Source organism: Rhizobium sp. ZPR4 (genome assembly GCF_040215725.1).
Classification (GTDB): Bacteria; Pseudomonadota; Alphaproteobacteria; order Rhizobiales; family Rhizobiaceae; genus Rhizobium; species Rhizobium rhizogenes_D.
On record NZ_CP157967.1, the window covers coordinates 2,541,570 to 2,555,129 of the forward strand.

Sequence of the window (13,560 nt, forward strand, 5' to 3'; positions counted from 1 at the left end):
TTCTGGAATCAGGTCCACAATGATGCGTCGACCGGCCTCCAGCCAACACAGCGAGTGGGAGTAGCTCCATGCAATACGCTTTGATCATTCGAGAAGCACCCGAGGATTTCAAACGCCGTGAAGATCCCGCCTACAGGAACGGCTGGGTCGCTTACACCCAGGCCCTTGTGCAGGCCGGCATCATGACCGGCGGCGCCGGGCTGACCCCGCCCGAGACGGCAACCGTCATCCGCCGCCGCGGCGAAGACCATGATGTGCAGGACGGCCCCTTCCCCGAAGGCAAGGAACAGCTTGGCGGCTTCTATCTGATCGACGTGCCGGATCTCGATGCGGCGCTGGAATGGGCAGTGCGGGTTCCGATCTCGCAGCACGGCTCGGTCGAAGTCCGGCCGCGCCTGCAGATGTAAGCCTCGATGCTGTCCGATGCCGAACGCGCCACCGAACAGGTGGCGCGCCAATCCTACGGCAAGCTGATCGCCTTTCTCGCCACGCGCTCGCATGATGTGCCGGCGGCGGAAGACGCCTTGTCCGAGGCGATTGCGGCAGCGCTGCGCAGCTGGCCGGAGCGCGGTATTCCCGATAGCCCTGAAGCCTGGCTGCTCGTCGCCGCTCGGCGAAATCTGCTTCGCGGCGTCAGACATGAAGCCGTCAAAGCCGCAGGCCGCGCCAGGATAGCAATGGCGATGGAAGAGGCTGAAGAGCGCATGAATGCGGATCATTCGACCTTTCCGGACGAACGCCTGAAGCTGCTCTTTGCCTGCACCCATCCTGCCATCGACGTCTCTGTTCACGCGGCATTGATGCTGCAAACCGTGCTCGCCATCGACGCGGCGACGATAGCAAAGGCTTTCATCCTGTCACCGGAGGCGATGAGCCAGCGGCTTGTACGGGCAAAGATCAAAATTCGCGAAGCGCGCATTCCGTTCAGCGTGCCGGAGAAGCCAATGCTACCGGAGCGGCTGTCAGGCGTGCTCGCTGCCATCTACGCCGCCTATGGTCTCGGCTGGGAGGGGCTCGGAGAAAACGAAAAGCAAGGTTCTCTTGCGGACGAAGCCATCTGGCTCGGGCGTGCGCTGCATGCGACCCTGCCCGAGGAGCCGGAGGCAATAGGCCTGCTGTCGCTTATGCTCTATAGCCATTCCCGCCACGGCGCGCGCCGGAATGCGAGCGGAGACTATGTACCTCTCGACGAGCAGCAGACTGGCCTCTGGAATGCCGAAATGATCATCGAGGCCGACAGGCTGCTGCGAAAAGCCGGTGCATTCGGCCGCTTCGGGCCGTTCCAGTGCCAGGCCGCAATTCAATCCGTGCACGCCGAACGACGTCGTTCCGGCGCGACAGACTGGCCGGCGCTTGCCAAGCTTTACGAGGCGCTCCTGATGATGAAGCCGACGACCGGCGCGCGCATCAGCCACGCCGCTGTCATTGCCAAGGTAAAAGGCGCTGCTGCGGGGCTGGATCTCCTCAATGGGATGGCCGAACGTGATATCGCCAGCTACCAACCCTATTGGGCCGTTCGTGCGCATCTACTCGTCGAAGCCGGCAATACGGAGCAAGCGAGCAGCGCCTATCGTTCCGCGGTCGGATTGAGCAGCAGCGAGGCCGTGCGGCAATTTCTGCTCCGGCGCCTCGACTCCATTTCACCAGGGAATGGCTGACCGATTATTTTTCGGTCAGCTTCAGCTCGATACGGCGGTTGGTAGCGCGGGCGTCTGGCGTATCGCCGGGCGCGATCGGCTGGAATTCGCCGAAGCCGGCGGCAACGAGCCTGTCGGCAGGAACGCCCTGTGAGATCAGGAACTTGACGACGGCGATGGCGCGCGCGGACGAGAGTGCCCAGTTATCCGGATAACGGCCACTGCCTGAGAGCGGTACATTATCCGTATGACCGTCGACGCGCAGTACCCAATTGATCTCGGGCGGAATTTCCTTGGCGAGATCGATGAGAGCTGCCGCGAGCTTCGTCATCTCCGCCTGCCCTGCCGGATTGAGATCGGCAGCGCCGGACGGGAACAACACTTCGGACTGGAACACGAAGCGGTCACCGACGATGCGGATATTGTCACGGTCCGAGAGGATTTCACGCAAGCGGCCGAAGAAGTCGGAACGATAGCGGTTCAGCTCCTGCACGCGCTGCGCCAGCGCCACGTTCAGCCGGCGGCCGAGATCGGCGATCTTGACCTGAGACGACTGGTCCTTGGATTCCGATGCTTGCAGTGCGGCTTCGACGGCTGCGATCTGGCTGCGCAAGGCGGCAATCTGCTGATTGAGGAGTTCGACCTGGCTCAGCGCCCGCGCGCTCACCTGCTTCTGCTCGTCGAGTTCCTGCGAAAGCGAGCCGGCGCGCTGCTCTGCGGCCTGGCTGTTGCCGGAACCGGCAGCCAGCAGAGCCTGCAGCCGCGAGCGTTCGCTTTCCGCCGATGACAGCGATGCCTGCAGATTGGCGACGGCATCTTCCAGATCCTGCTTGCCGCTCTTTTCCAGCGCCAGCTGCTGCACGAGATCGTTGATGCGGCTGTTGAGACGATTGAGCACCTCGTCACGCCCGGAAATCTCACGGCTGAGGATGAACTGCCCGACGACGAATACCGTCAGCAGGAACATGATCGCCATGAGCAGCGTGGACAGCGCATCGACGAAGCCGGGCCAATAGTCGACGCTTCTCTGGTGCCGTCGGTTTCGGGCGAGCGCCATGGCTTACTTGCTCCCGGTCTTCTCGGTGTGGCTGATCCGGTCGGCGAGACGATCGAGCGTGCGCCGCATCGATTTGGCCTCCTCCTGCTGCGCCTCGATCCAGTCGCGCAGCATCTGCTGCTCGTTGCGCATGTTCTTGACCAGCCCCTGAATGCCTTCGGCAAGGTTCGCCATGGCCGTCACCGAGCGCTGGCCGCCGCCCTCGTCGGCAATCTTGCGCAGATAGTCCGACAATGCCCGCACGTCTTCCGAGGAGGCGCCCACCGTGCCTTCAATGACCGGGGCGATGTCGGAACCGACATCCGTCACCGAGGATAGCCAGTTTTCAAGCTCGGTATAGAAGCGATTCTGCGCACGGCCGGCCTGCAGATCGAGGAAGCCGAGGATCAGCGAGCCGGACAGACCGAGCAGCGAGGACGAGAAGGCCGTGCCCATACCGACCAGCGGCCCTGAGAGGCCTGATTTCAGGGCGCTCAGAATATCGCCGCTGTCACCGGTGCCGGCATCGAGGCCCTGGATGACGTCATTGATCGAGCCGATCGTGCCGATCAGGCCCCAGAAGGTGCCGAGCAGGCCGAGAAAGACGAGGAGGCCGATAAGATAGCGCGAGGTATCGCGCGATTCGTCGAGACGCGTGGCAATCGAGTCGAGGATCGAGCGCAGCGTCGCCGTGGAAAGCTGCATGGCACGGCGGTTGCCGAGCAGCGCCCGCATCGGCGCCAGCAGCCGCGGATTGCGGCCAACCTTGTCGGCATTGCCGACTGCGCGGAAATGATTGAACCAGCGAACCTCCGGCCTCAGCATCAGCACATGGTTGAAGACGAGCAGGATACCGACGACCAGAACACCGACGATCAGGCCATTGAGACCGGGATTGTGCAGGAAGGCGACCTGAGCCTGCCGAAAAAGGATCGCCACGATGAAGCCGACGATGACCAGGAAAAGAATCATCGTCCAGAAGAAGGCCATCGGACTTGAAAGCTTGTAGGCGTAATTTCCCGATACGTTGTCGGTCGATCCGAGATCCGACAGATTCACATTTTCCATCACACGCTCCGACACCGCATCTTCCGCAGGCGGAGACTAGAGCAACATTGTGCCGAATTGAAGAGACGGAAAGCACAAAACAGTCCGTTGGCAACAGACTGTTTTGTCATTCGAAAAAGCGAACGGAGGAATGGCTTACTTCGTCGGGATCGGTCGCTTAACCACTTCGGCGAGTGCCTTCTGGATATGCTCGTTGCCGCAGATGATCGAATTGGTGCCAAGCATGTCGGTGCCGCCGTGGAAATCGGAGACGAAACCGCCGGCTTCGCGGATCAGCAGAATGCCGGCTGCGATGTCCCAGGGAGACAGGCCCGTTTCCCAGAAGCCGTCGAAGCGGCCCGCAGCAACATAGGCAAGATCGAGCGATGCGGAGCCGAGCCGACGGACACCGGCAACCTCGCCCATGACATGGCGCAGCTCAATGAGGAACTTGCCGTGATTGCCGCGGCCGAGATGCGGAACGCCGCAGCCAATGACGCTGTCCGACAGCACGCGGCGCGAGGCAACGCGCAGGCGGCGATCGTTGAGGAATGCACCGCCGCCGCGTTCGGTCGTATAGAGTTCATCAGTCGCCGGATTGAAGATGACACCGGCAACGATCTCGTCGTTGCGCTCGAGCGCGATCGAGACGGAAAACAGCGGAATGCCGTGCAGGAAGTTGGTGGTGCCATCAAGCGGATCGACGATCCAGCGATGAGCGCCGTCCGTGCCCTTGACCTCTTCGCCTTCCTCACCGAGGAAACCGTAAGTCGGGCGTGCCTTCAACAGCTCGTCGCGGATGATCTTCTGCGCCTTTAGATCCGCCTGGCTGACGAAATCGCCGGGTCCCTTCACCGAAACCTGCAGGTTCTGCACTTCGCCGAAATCGCGGCTGAGCGACTTGCCTGCCTTGAGGGCAGCCTGAACCATGACATTGAGAAGAGCAGAACGGGCCATCGGGTTTCCTTGGGTAATGCAGAAAGCGCTGATCGGGCCTGAAAGCAGGCCCCGACGGAGCGGGAGCGTCAGCGGAAATAAAAGATTGGCGGCCTCAAGACCATAAAATCGGGGGAATTTCAAGTGGTGAGACTATGGCGCATACAAACTGGTGTCACATCAGGCCCGATAAGGCCGAATTCGACACCCCTTATTACTGCGCGCGCCGATACTTGTTGGCAGCGTCGATGGCCGCCTTCTGCTGATAGTCCTCGATGCCCTGATAGAAATCCTCAAGCTCGGGATCCTTCAGGCCGGCGCGACGGGAAATGACATACCAGGTGGCGGCAGCCACCGGATCCTGCTTCGTACCGATGGCATTGATATAAAGGTGCGCCAGCTTGTTTTGCGCGACGACATTGCCGCGATAGGCGGCAACCCGCATCCAGTTGAAGCCGTTTTCGAGATCCTGCGTGCCGCCGGTGCCGTTGATCAGCCAGATGCCCATGTCGAGCTGCGCGGTGTCGAAGCCGGCATTGGCGGCACGCGACAGCCACTCCCGCGCGCGAGCTTTCTTTTCCGGCGGCAGGTCGGGAAGGTTCAGATAGAGCTGCGACACGGCGTACTGCGCGTCGGCGATGCCCTGCGCGGCGGATTTCTCATAATAGGGAAGCGCCATCTGCAGGCCCTTAGGACCGGGATTTTCGGCCGTCAGCATCTGGGCTACGTTGAATTCCGCGGAAGGCTGCCCGGCTTCGGCCGCCTTCTTCATCCATTCATCGGCCTTCTTCTGGTCGCGGGGCACATCGCGCCCTTCCATCAGGATCAGCGCGTATTTGAACATCGAAGTCGGATCGCCGCCCTCGGCCGCCTTGCTGTACCAGAAGGCTGCATCCTTGGTGTCGCGCTTGACCCCCAGCCCTTGCGCCATCAGCTCGGCAATCAGGGTCTGCGCGGCCGGATCGCCAAGCTGCGCCCGCGGCAATGCCCTCTGAAAAGCGGTCAGGTAATAGCCGCGTTGGAAGGCGCCATAGGCATCGTCCACCTTGCCGGTGAAGGGCTTTTCCGGCGGCAAGTCAGGCAAGTTCGCCCCCATGCGCTCGAAAACGCCGACACCCTGGGACGGCTTGATGTCACTATCGGCTTTCGGCTCCGCGCCCGGCTGGATCTTTTCGGTCTTGAAGGTGCCGACATCGGCCCCCAGAGGCCGCGTCATCACATTGTCGCTGTGCTGCGGTGCATCCGGCACGGTTGTGTCATCATCGGGCTGTGCGTTGTCATCAGGCCGCGCGCCCTTGTCCGCCGGCTGCGAAACACCCGGCAACGACGTATCGCCATTGCCCGATTGCGCTGCAGCCAGCAATGGAAATGCCACAAACCCGGTTGCGAGCACGGCAAGGAAAGATCGATGGCGGAATCGAGGCGTTGACGACATGAATCGCTATCAATCCTCAAACCGTGGCGCTTTTTCGTCCAGAAGCGCATTCACTTCCGCAACGATCGAAGGGGCTGCCGCAGGATCGGCAAAGACCGCCTTATGCAACGCGACGAACTCGGCACCCGTCAGGGCCACGTCCAGCGCCGACTTCGGATCGGTGCCACCCATGACGATGCAGGGAATTTCGATCATCGAAGCCCACCATTCGCCGAGCGCCAGGTTTTTCGGATGCGCCTCCGGCTTGATATCGCCATCGAGCTTGCCGAAGAATATATAGTCTGGCCGCAGCTCGCCGACCTCCAGCGCGCTATGCCTGTCGGCTGCGCTGCCGCCGCCGACGATCAGCTTCGGCACGAATTTTTCCACGGCTTCGGTAAGCTCGGTGATATTGCCGGCAATATGCAACCCGTCGGCCTTGGCGCGGCCCGCCACGCGGCTGTCGCCGGCAATGAGCGCCGCTGCACCTGCGGCCTGAATAGCCGGCACCAGCTTTTCCGCATGTTTCTGGAAGGTAGCGTCATCGAGCCCATATTGCGGAAGGATCACCGAGGCGACGTCTCCGCCCCTCAAGGCATCGGCAACCGCCTTCGCCCGCTGCTCGATATCGGCAATGTCGGGAACGATGAGAACGAGGCGGCAACGATCTTCGGGCACGGTCATGCGAGCTTCCATGGTTTCGGCTTCCATCGTCAGCGATGGCGCACCGGTTCAATAGTCGTGAGTAAATCCGTTAGCTCTCTCTGACAAGGGGCAGCGGCGGAAACCGGCAGTTCGCAGCAGAGGACAGCGCCGCGCGAACCTTCGCAAGCGACCATTCTCACAATATATCATGCAGCGCACAATTAACTTGCCGCCCTTTGGCGTTTGACGTAGCTTTCCGCCATGTCGACCATGGACCCTTTCGCAGCCATCGCGGACCCGAACCGGCGTCATCTGCTGGAGGAATTGCGCCGCGCACCCAAGACGGTCAACGAACTGGCGCAGGGCCTGCCGATCAGCCGCCCGGCCGTCTCGCAGCATCTCAAGGCGCTGCTCGACAGCAACCTCGTTTCCGTCACCAACGAAGGCACGAAGCGCATCTACGCGGTCAACAGCCGCGGCTTTGACAAGCTGAATTTATGGCTGGATCAGTTCTGGTCCTGAAGACGTTATTTCAGGAAAATTGCGCCAACCTCTACTTTCGACGCTATGACGCTGGCGCATCCGTTTTGACGGAAATGCTCATCGATCCTGGCCGGAAAATTGCCTTGAGACCTTTCGATCCGCCTCTCTTGCCCCCAAGATCGATGGCTTTTTGAACTTTGGAAGCGTTGCCTCAGTGAACGGAGGAACGCAGACGCTGGATTTCGTCCTTGACACGCAGTTTCCTGCGTTTGATGTCGGCTATTTCCGTATCATTGCTAGAGGGAGATGACATTGCCAGATGCAGCGCCTCCTCGAGCGCGACATGTTTCTTTTCGAGCGATTCAAGATGAGCTTGAACAGTCATATGACCCTTCCTTCCTCTTTAAGGGCCCTGACCATCCATTCGCCAAGGCCCTAGGTGTCAACCCTCCCACTGTGCCATAATATCCGGCCGTTGTCGAAGGCGAAAACGTGGCCTATAGGCGGCAAATTCGTGATGAAGGATAACTTCCCGTTACCGTCATTTGGTGATAGGAGCTTGCGGGATTCAGGAGGCGGAACGAATACGATTCCGCGATATGCTGGGGAAATGAACATGGCCGATCAGGAACAGGCGGAAATCAGGCTGATCGTGGCGCGGCTGCGCCAGGAACACGAGGATTATGATGCCGCAATCAATGCCATGATCCAGACGGGCTGCGACGCCCTCCGTATCCAGCGCATGAAGAAGAAGAAGCTCGTCATCAAGGACAAGCTGACCAAGCTGGAAGATCAGATCATCCCCGATATCATAGCCTGAGGAGTACAAAGCAACGATGATGACCGAAAGACCGCCTGTCGCCATCATCATGGGAAGCCAGTCCGACTGGGAAACCATGAAGAATGCCGCGGACACCTTGGAAGCGCTGGAAATCACCTATGATGCGCGCATCATTTCCGCTCATCGTACGCCGGACAGGCTGGTGAACTTCGCCAAGGGCGCGAGGGACGAGGGCTTCAAGGTCATCATCGCCGGCGCCGGCGGCGCGGCACACCTGCCGGGCATGGCAGCGTCCATGACGCCGCTGCCGGTCTTCGGCGTGCCAGTGCAATCCCGCGCGCTCTCCGGGCAGGACAGTCTTCTCTCGATCGTGCAGATGCCAGCCGGCATTCCTGTCGGCACGCTCGCGATCGGCAAGGCCGGCGCGGTCAATGCCGCCCTTCTTGCCGCTGCCGTCCTCGCCCTCGGCGACGAAGAGATCGCCGACCGGCTCGACGAATGGCGAGCGCGCCAGAGCGCGGCGGTCGCCGAATATCCAATGGACGACCTATGAACGTGAAGACGATCGGCATTATCGGCGGCGGCCAGCTCGGCCGCATGCTGGCCATGGCGGCTGCACGCCTGAATTTCCGCACCATCATCCTCGAACCGCAGGCCGATTGCCCGGCCGCCCATGTCGCCAACGCGCAGATTGCCGCTGCCTATGACGATGCGGCCGCGCTTGCCGAACTGGCGAAGCGCTGCGATGTCGTGACCTATGAATTCGAAAACGTCCCCGTGACCGCCGCCGAGGATCTTGCCTTGCAGGTAACGGTCTATCCGCCGCCCAAGGCGCTGGAAATGGCGCAGGACCGGCTGACCGAAAAGAGCTTCATCAATGGCTGCGGCATTCCGACGGCCCGCTTCCATGCCGTCGACAGCCAGGCCGATCTCGAAAAGGCGCTTGCCGATTTCGGTGGGCAAGGCGTGCTGAAGACCCGCCGTCTCGGCTATGACGGCAAGGGACAGCGCGTCTATCGCTCCGTCGCCGACAGCGCCGAAGGCGGCTATGCAGCCTTGGGCAACGTGCCCCTTATTCTCGAAAGCTTCGTATCCTTCGAGCGCGAAATCTCGATCATCGCTGCTCGCGGAAGCGACGGAAAAGTCGCCTGCTACGATCCGGCGGAGAACGTCCATCGCAACGGCATTCTTCACACATCGACACTGCCGGCGAGCATTTCGGAAGAGACGGCCGCGGCTGCCCGCGAGGCTGCGGAGAAGATACTGACGGCGCTCGGCTATGTCGGTGTCATCGGCATCGAGTTCTTCGTACTGGCCGATGGCAGCCTGATTGCCAATGAAATGGCGCCGCGCGTCCACAATTCCGGTCACTGGACGGAGGCTGCCTGCGTCATCTCGCAATTCGAGCAGCATATCCGCGCCGTCGCCGGCCTGCCGCTCGGAAATCCTGATCGCCATTCGGACTGCGTCATGACGAATCTGATCGGCGACGACATCCTGGCGCTGCCGGAATGGCTGCGGCTTGACGACACGCTGGTGCATCTTTACGGCAAGACAGAAGCACGGCCGGGCCGCAAGATGGGCCATGTCACACAGCTTCTCCGCTAAGAGGAGCGGGAAAAAGCCCTGACATGGTTGACAGCGCACGGTCGACAGGGTATTTGCTCCCCACCCTAAAGAGCGCGCCCTGAGCGCGCTTTTGATTGTTAAAGACCCGGGCGAATGTGACATTCCCCCTCAGAGATCGCGGATCAGAAAAATGAAGATCAAGAATTCGCTCAAGTCGCTCAAGGCGCGCCACCGTGACAACCGTCTCGTCCGCCGCAAGGGCCGCATCTACATCATCAACAAGCTGAACCCGCGCTACAAGGCTCGTCAGGGCTGATATAGCGCGCGGCTCAGGTCCTATGGATCGGGCCTCAGTTTTAGTTGATCGCATCAAATTTGTTTTGATCTTCGACATTGGCGGGCTACTATGCCCGCCATGCGCGTTTTTGCTTTGACATATTTTGCCCTGCCGATTCTGCTTGCTCTGACTGCCTCTGCACCCCATGCGGCGCTGGCTGATGAACCGAACCCTGTGGAAAAGCAGAATCCCGGCGATTCCTCCGGCACCCTGTCGCCCAAGCAGCAGCTCGACAATCTGTTCACAGCGCTGAAGCGGCAACGCGATCCCGATCAGGCAAGCTTGATTGCGGACCAGATCAATGCCGAGCTCGGCGATTCCGGCAGCGCTACCATCAATCTCCTGATGCAATGGGCCGACAAGGCCATTCAGGACAAGCGCAATGGCGCTGCCATGGATTATCTGGATCAGGTGATCTCGCTGAAGCCCGACTATGTCGAAGGTTGGAACCGGCGCGCCACACTCAATTTTGCGATCGGCGACTATCGCAAGTCGATGGAAGACATCAATCAGGTCCTGCGCATCGAGCCGCGCCATTTCGGCGCGCTGGCCGGTTTGGCGGCGATCCTGAGCGAAGGCGGCAACGACGCACAGGCTCTCAGGGTCTGGGACCGCTTTCTGGAAGTCTACCCGGCGAATCGATCCGCCCAGGAAGAAGCGAATAAGCTTTCGGAAAAACTTGCCGGCAGCCGCACCTGATTTTATGCCGCAGTCTTCCCCGCGGAAATCGCATTCGAAGGGATGAAAAGCCGCAATATCGCGCTAGATTAGCGTCTTAAGATATTTAATCCGTGCCGCAATGATCGATTCTCTGTTCGCCGTCATCATTCTCCTTGTCGTTCTCGCCGCAGGTTTTTCCGCCTACAAGACTCATGCCATCGAACAGGCCTATCCCAATGTTGGCGAGCTTACCGACATCGGCGGCTATCGCCTCAACGCTGTGCATCTGCCGCACCCCACGACCGCGGATCTACCTGCGCTGGTTTTCATCCATGGTGCCAGCGGCAATCTGCGCGATCAGCTCGCAGCCTTCGCAGCGCCTTTAAGCGGCCGCGCCGAGATGCTGTTCGTCGATCGTCCCGGTCACGGCTATTCCGAACGTGGCTCTGCCGAAAACGCCCTGCCCTCCGGTCAGGCCGACGCCATTGCCCGGCTGATGGACAAGCGTGGCATCAAGAGCGCCATTATCATCGGCCACTCCTTTGGCGGCGCGATCGCCGCCGCCTTCGGCATGCGCCATCCCGACAAGACCAAGGGCCTGCTTTTCCTTGCTCCGGCGACTCACCCCTGGCCCGGTGGCGTCGACTGGTACTATACGCTCGCCGCCATGCCGGTCTTCGGCTGGCTCTTCACCCAGCTCTTCGTCATCCCGCTCGGCTTGCGCCGGGTCGAGACCGGCACGCTCAGCATCTTCCGCCCGAATGCGCGACCGGCCGACTATATCATGAAGACAGCACCTGAGCTGGTGCTGCGGCCGCAGACCTTCCGCAACAACGCAATCGATGTGGTCAATCTCTTTGCCTATGTCTCCGCCCATGCGCCGCGCTACAGCGAGATCAAGGCACCCACCGTCATCATCACCGGCGACAGCGACGAGGTCGTGCTGGAGGAATTGCATTCACGCGGGCTTGCGCGGGATATTGCAGACGCCGAGCTCGTCACCATCCGCAATCTCGGCCACAAGCCGGATTATGTGACGACGGATGTGGCGATCGCCGCCATGGAGCGGCTGGCAGGCCAGCCGCGTGACCTTTATGAGTTGGCTGCGCAGGCCGAAATCCGCATCGCCAGCCTGACGGGGGAAACTTCGCAGTCCGGCGCCATATCTCAGGCTGTCACGACATCGTAGTCAGGCACATCCTCGAAGACCCGGCTCTGCGGCACGGCCTCAATCGTCTGCCGCACCGCCTGCAGCATGATCGAAGCCAAGCGCTCCGTCGCCGGGCTTGCCACCGCCTCGGCACGATGCAGCACGAGATCGAGCTTCGGCAAAGCCGGCAGACCGGCCTCGCCCGACGTCAATTGCCGTACCTTTGGCGGTAGGCCGAGCGGCGTTCGCAGCGCCAGGCCGAGGCCAGCGGCCGTCGCCGCCCAAAGCCCTCCGAGGCTCGGGCTGACAAAAGATATCCGCCAGCCGATGCCAGCGCGATCGAGCGTTTTCGTGGCGATGTTGCGCAGCAGACATGGTGCCTCCAGCGAGGCAAGCGGCATGACCTCTCCGCCATCAGCGTGCCATTGCACCGCGCCATTCGCCGGACCGACCCAGCAGAGCGGCACTTCGGCGATACGGTCTGTATGTTCAGTGCGAAAACCGTCACTCCAGGCAAGCGCAAGATCGAGTTTGCCTGACGTCACCCGCTCCACAAGCTCCACATTGCGCACCACGCGCGCCTCGATACGCACCTTGGGATGCGCGCGGGCGAAGCGGCCCAATACTTCCGGCAGCAGCGTTTCGCCGAAATCCTCCTGCAAGCCGAGCCGCACCCAACCTTCCAGCTCGGTCCCATGCAGCGCCGTGGCCGCCTCGTCGTTCAGGTCCAGCAGCCGCCTGGCATAGCCAAGCATCGTTTCGCCGGCCTCCGTCAGTGCCAGCCCCCGCCCCGCCTTGCGGAAAATCGGCGTACCCGCCTGCTCCTCAAGCTTCTTCAGCTGGGCGCTGATGGCAGAAGTAGAACGCCCGAGCCTGTCGGCCGCCTTGGCATAGCTGCCAAGATCCATGCCGGTGACGAAGCTGCGCAGCACATCGAGATCGAAGATGACCTTTCGCATGGATAATAGTCCATATTTTTGGGATTATTTATCCTGAATTATCTGATTTTCAGGATGATTATCTGCTGGCATTCTATGATCGTCAAGAGACACGGAAACAGGAGCAATCCCATGCCATTCACCCGTATCACCCTTCTGCGCGGCAAGTCGCCGGAACATCTGAAGGCACTGTCCGATAATTTCCATCGCGCCCTGGTCGAAGCCTTCGAGGTGCCGCCGACCGATCGCTTCCAGTCCATTCATCAGCTGGAGTCGCATGAACTCATCTTCGATCGCACCTATTTCGCCAGCAAGCCGCGTTCGGACGATTACGTCTTCTTCGATGTAACGATCGGCAAGCCGCGCAGCACGGAGGTCAAGAAGGCCTTCTATCGCCGCGTTGCCGAGCTTCTTGCAGACGCCCCCGGTATCCGCCCCGAAGACATCATGATTACCATCACGACGGCAACGCGCGAAGATTGGTCCTTTGCCGACGGCCGCGCGCAGATGATCGAGCAGGTCTGAGAGCGATGCCGCAGACCACATCGACCCAAACGCCCGCCATTCATCGCGCCGGCACGAATATGCGGCCATCGCCCGAGGGCATCGCGACCGCCCCTTTCCTGGTGGAGTCGCTCTTGGAGAACGCCGAGAACGGCGGCCTCACAGCCATGCGCTGTGCCCTTGAGCCCGGCGTGATGACGCGCTGGCATAGGCATCCGCATGGACAGATTCTCTATGTTCTATCCGGTGTCGGACTTGCCGAACGCTTCGGCGGCCCGGCCGAGGAACTACGTGCCGGCGACTGCATCAGTTTCGCACCGAACGAGCGCCATCGGCACGGTGCTGCGCCGGAAAATGCCTTTTCCTATATCAGCATCCAGGCGGCGCAGGATGGAAGCGCCGTAACCTGGCTGGAGGAATGAC

The 13,560-nt window shown here is 61.0% G+C and carries 18 protein-coding genes; 11 read left to right on the top strand and 7 right to left on the bottom strand.

Annotation, left to right across the window (positions count from 1 at the left end; all coding sequences use genetic code 11):
• Positions 1-68 precede the first annotated feature (68 nt).
• Complete coding sequence (locus ABOK31_RS12495; RefSeq protein ID WP_174176758.1) at positions 69-407, top strand: YciI family protein; 339 nt, start codon at positions 69-71, stop codon at positions 405-407.
• A 6-nt stretch (positions 408-413) separates the two neighbouring features.
• Positions 414-1,658: a DUF6596 domain-containing protein gene (locus tag ABOK31_RS12500; protein ID WP_349956244.1), complete on the top strand. Its 1,245-nt coding sequence runs from the start codon at positions 414-416 to the stop codon at positions 1,656-1,658.
• Between the two features lie 4 nt (positions 1,659-1,662).
• Here ABOK31_RS12500 and ABOK31_RS12505 read toward each other — a convergent pair whose 3' ends face one another.
• The 5 genes from ABOK31_RS12505 to ABOK31_RS12525 form a co-directional block, all read right to left on the bottom strand.
• Positions 1,663-2,694 (bottom strand): peptidoglycan -binding protein, encoded by a 1,032-nt coding sequence (locus ABOK31_RS12505; RefSeq protein ID WP_174176762.1) that lies wholly within the window; start codon positions 2,692-2,694, stop codon positions 1,663-1,665.
• Between the two features lie 3 nt (positions 2,695-2,697).
• The gene (locus tag ABOK31_RS12510; RefSeq protein WP_174176764.1) at positions 2,698-3,741 is read right to left on the bottom strand and encodes a flagellar motor protein MotA; all 1,044 of its coding nucleotides are present in this window, start codon (positions 3,739-3,741) and stop codon (positions 2,698-2,700) included.
• A 135-nt stretch (positions 3,742-3,876) separates the two neighbouring features.
• Positions 3,877-4,677, bottom strand: a complete 801-nt coding sequence (locus tag ABOK31_RS12515; RefSeq protein WP_349956245.1) for an inositol monophosphatase family protein — start codon at positions 4,675-4,677, stop codon at positions 3,877-3,879.
• 193 nt (positions 4,678-4,870) lie between these two features.
• Positions 4,871-6,091 carry a tetratricopeptide repeat protein gene (locus ABOK31_RS12520; RefSeq protein ID WP_349956246.1) on the bottom strand — a complete coding sequence of 407 codons (1,221 nt, stop codon included), beginning with the start codon at positions 6,089-6,091 and terminating at the stop codon, positions 4,871-4,873.
• Positions 6,092-6,100: 9 nt separating this feature from the next.
• Positions 6,101-6,754, bottom strand: a complete 654-nt coding sequence (locus ABOK31_RS12525) for a thiamine phosphate synthase (RefSeq protein WP_349956247.1) — start codon at positions 6,752-6,754, stop codon at positions 6,101-6,103.
• Between the two features lie 222 nt (positions 6,755-6,976).
• On the opposite strand from ABOK31_RS12525, the gene ABOK31_RS12530 reads away from it, so the two are divergent.
• Positions 6,977-7,237 (top strand): metalloregulator ArsR/SmtB family transcription factor, encoded by a 261-nt coding sequence (locus ABOK31_RS12530; protein ID WP_015341040.1) that lies wholly within the window; start codon positions 6,977-6,979, stop codon positions 7,235-7,237.
• 172 nt (positions 7,238-7,409) lie between these two features.
• Here ABOK31_RS12530 and ABOK31_RS12535 read toward each other — a convergent pair whose 3' ends face one another.
• Positions 7,410-7,583: a DUF465 domain-containing protein gene (locus ABOK31_RS12535; protein WP_047629072.1), complete on the bottom strand. Its 174-nt coding sequence runs from the start codon at positions 7,581-7,583 to the stop codon at positions 7,410-7,412.
• A 231-nt stretch (positions 7,584-7,814) separates the two neighbouring features.
• Here ABOK31_RS12535 and ABOK31_RS12540 point away from each other — a divergent pair, with 231 nt between their 5' ends.
• The 6 genes from ABOK31_RS12540 (at position 7,815) to ABOK31_RS12565 (ending at position 11,734) form a co-directional block, all read left to right on the top strand.
• Complete coding sequence (locus tag ABOK31_RS12540) at positions 7,815-8,018, top strand: DUF465 domain-containing protein (RefSeq protein ID WP_075851912.1); 204 nt, start codon at positions 7,815-7,817, stop codon at positions 8,016-8,018.
• Between the two features lie 19 nt (positions 8,019-8,037).
• On the top strand, positions 8,038-8,532 hold the full coding sequence (gene purE / locus ABOK31_RS12545; protein ID WP_106999120.1) for a 5-(carboxyamino)imidazole ribonucleotide mutase: 495 nt from the start codon (positions 8,038-8,040) through the stop codon (positions 8,530-8,532).
• Positions 8,529-9,587, top strand: coding sequence for a 5-(carboxyamino)imidazole ribonucleotide synthase (locus tag ABOK31_RS12550; protein ID WP_113349702.1), 1,059 nt, complete (start codon positions 8,529-8,531; stop codon positions 9,585-9,587). Before purE ends, ABOK31_RS12550 begins: the two co-directional genes overlap by 4 nt.
• 151 nt (positions 9,588-9,738) lie before the next feature.
• Positions 9,739-9,864 (top strand): type B 50S ribosomal protein L36, encoded by a 126-nt coding sequence (gene ykgO, locus ABOK31_RS12555; RefSeq protein WP_003582204.1) that lies wholly within the window; start codon positions 9,739-9,741, stop codon positions 9,862-9,864.
• 90 nt (positions 9,865-9,954) lie between these two features.
• Positions 9,955-10,584 carry a hypothetical protein gene (locus ABOK31_RS12560; protein ID WP_349956248.1) on the top strand — a complete coding sequence of 210 codons (630 nt, stop codon included), beginning with the start codon at positions 9,955-9,957 and terminating at the stop codon, positions 10,582-10,584.
• Positions 10,585-10,684: 100 nt separating this feature from the next.
• Positions 10,685-11,734: an alpha/beta hydrolase gene (locus ABOK31_RS12565; protein WP_349956249.1), complete on the top strand. Its 1,050-nt coding sequence runs from the start codon at positions 10,685-10,687 to the stop codon at positions 11,732-11,734.
• Here ABOK31_RS12565 and ABOK31_RS12570 read toward each other — a convergent pair.
• Entirely contained in the window at positions 11,713-12,654 is a 942-nt protein-coding gene (locus ABOK31_RS12570) for a LysR substrate-binding domain-containing protein (RefSeq protein ID WP_349956250.1), read from the bottom strand. The two genes, ABOK31_RS12565 and ABOK31_RS12570, sit on opposite strands and share 22 nt — an antisense overlap.
• Positions 12,655-12,765: 111 nt before the next feature.
• On the opposite strand from ABOK31_RS12570, the gene ABOK31_RS12575 reads away from it, so the two are divergent.
• Entirely contained in the window at positions 12,766-13,158 is a 393-nt protein-coding gene (locus ABOK31_RS12575; protein WP_349956251.1) for a tautomerase family protein, read from the top strand.
• A gap of 5 nt (positions 13,159-13,163) precedes the next feature.
• Positions 13,164-13,559 (top strand): cupin domain-containing protein, encoded by a 396-nt coding sequence (locus ABOK31_RS12580; RefSeq protein ID WP_349956252.1) that lies wholly within the window; start codon positions 13,164-13,166, stop codon positions 13,557-13,559.
• Position 13,560 lies beyond the last annotated feature (1 nt).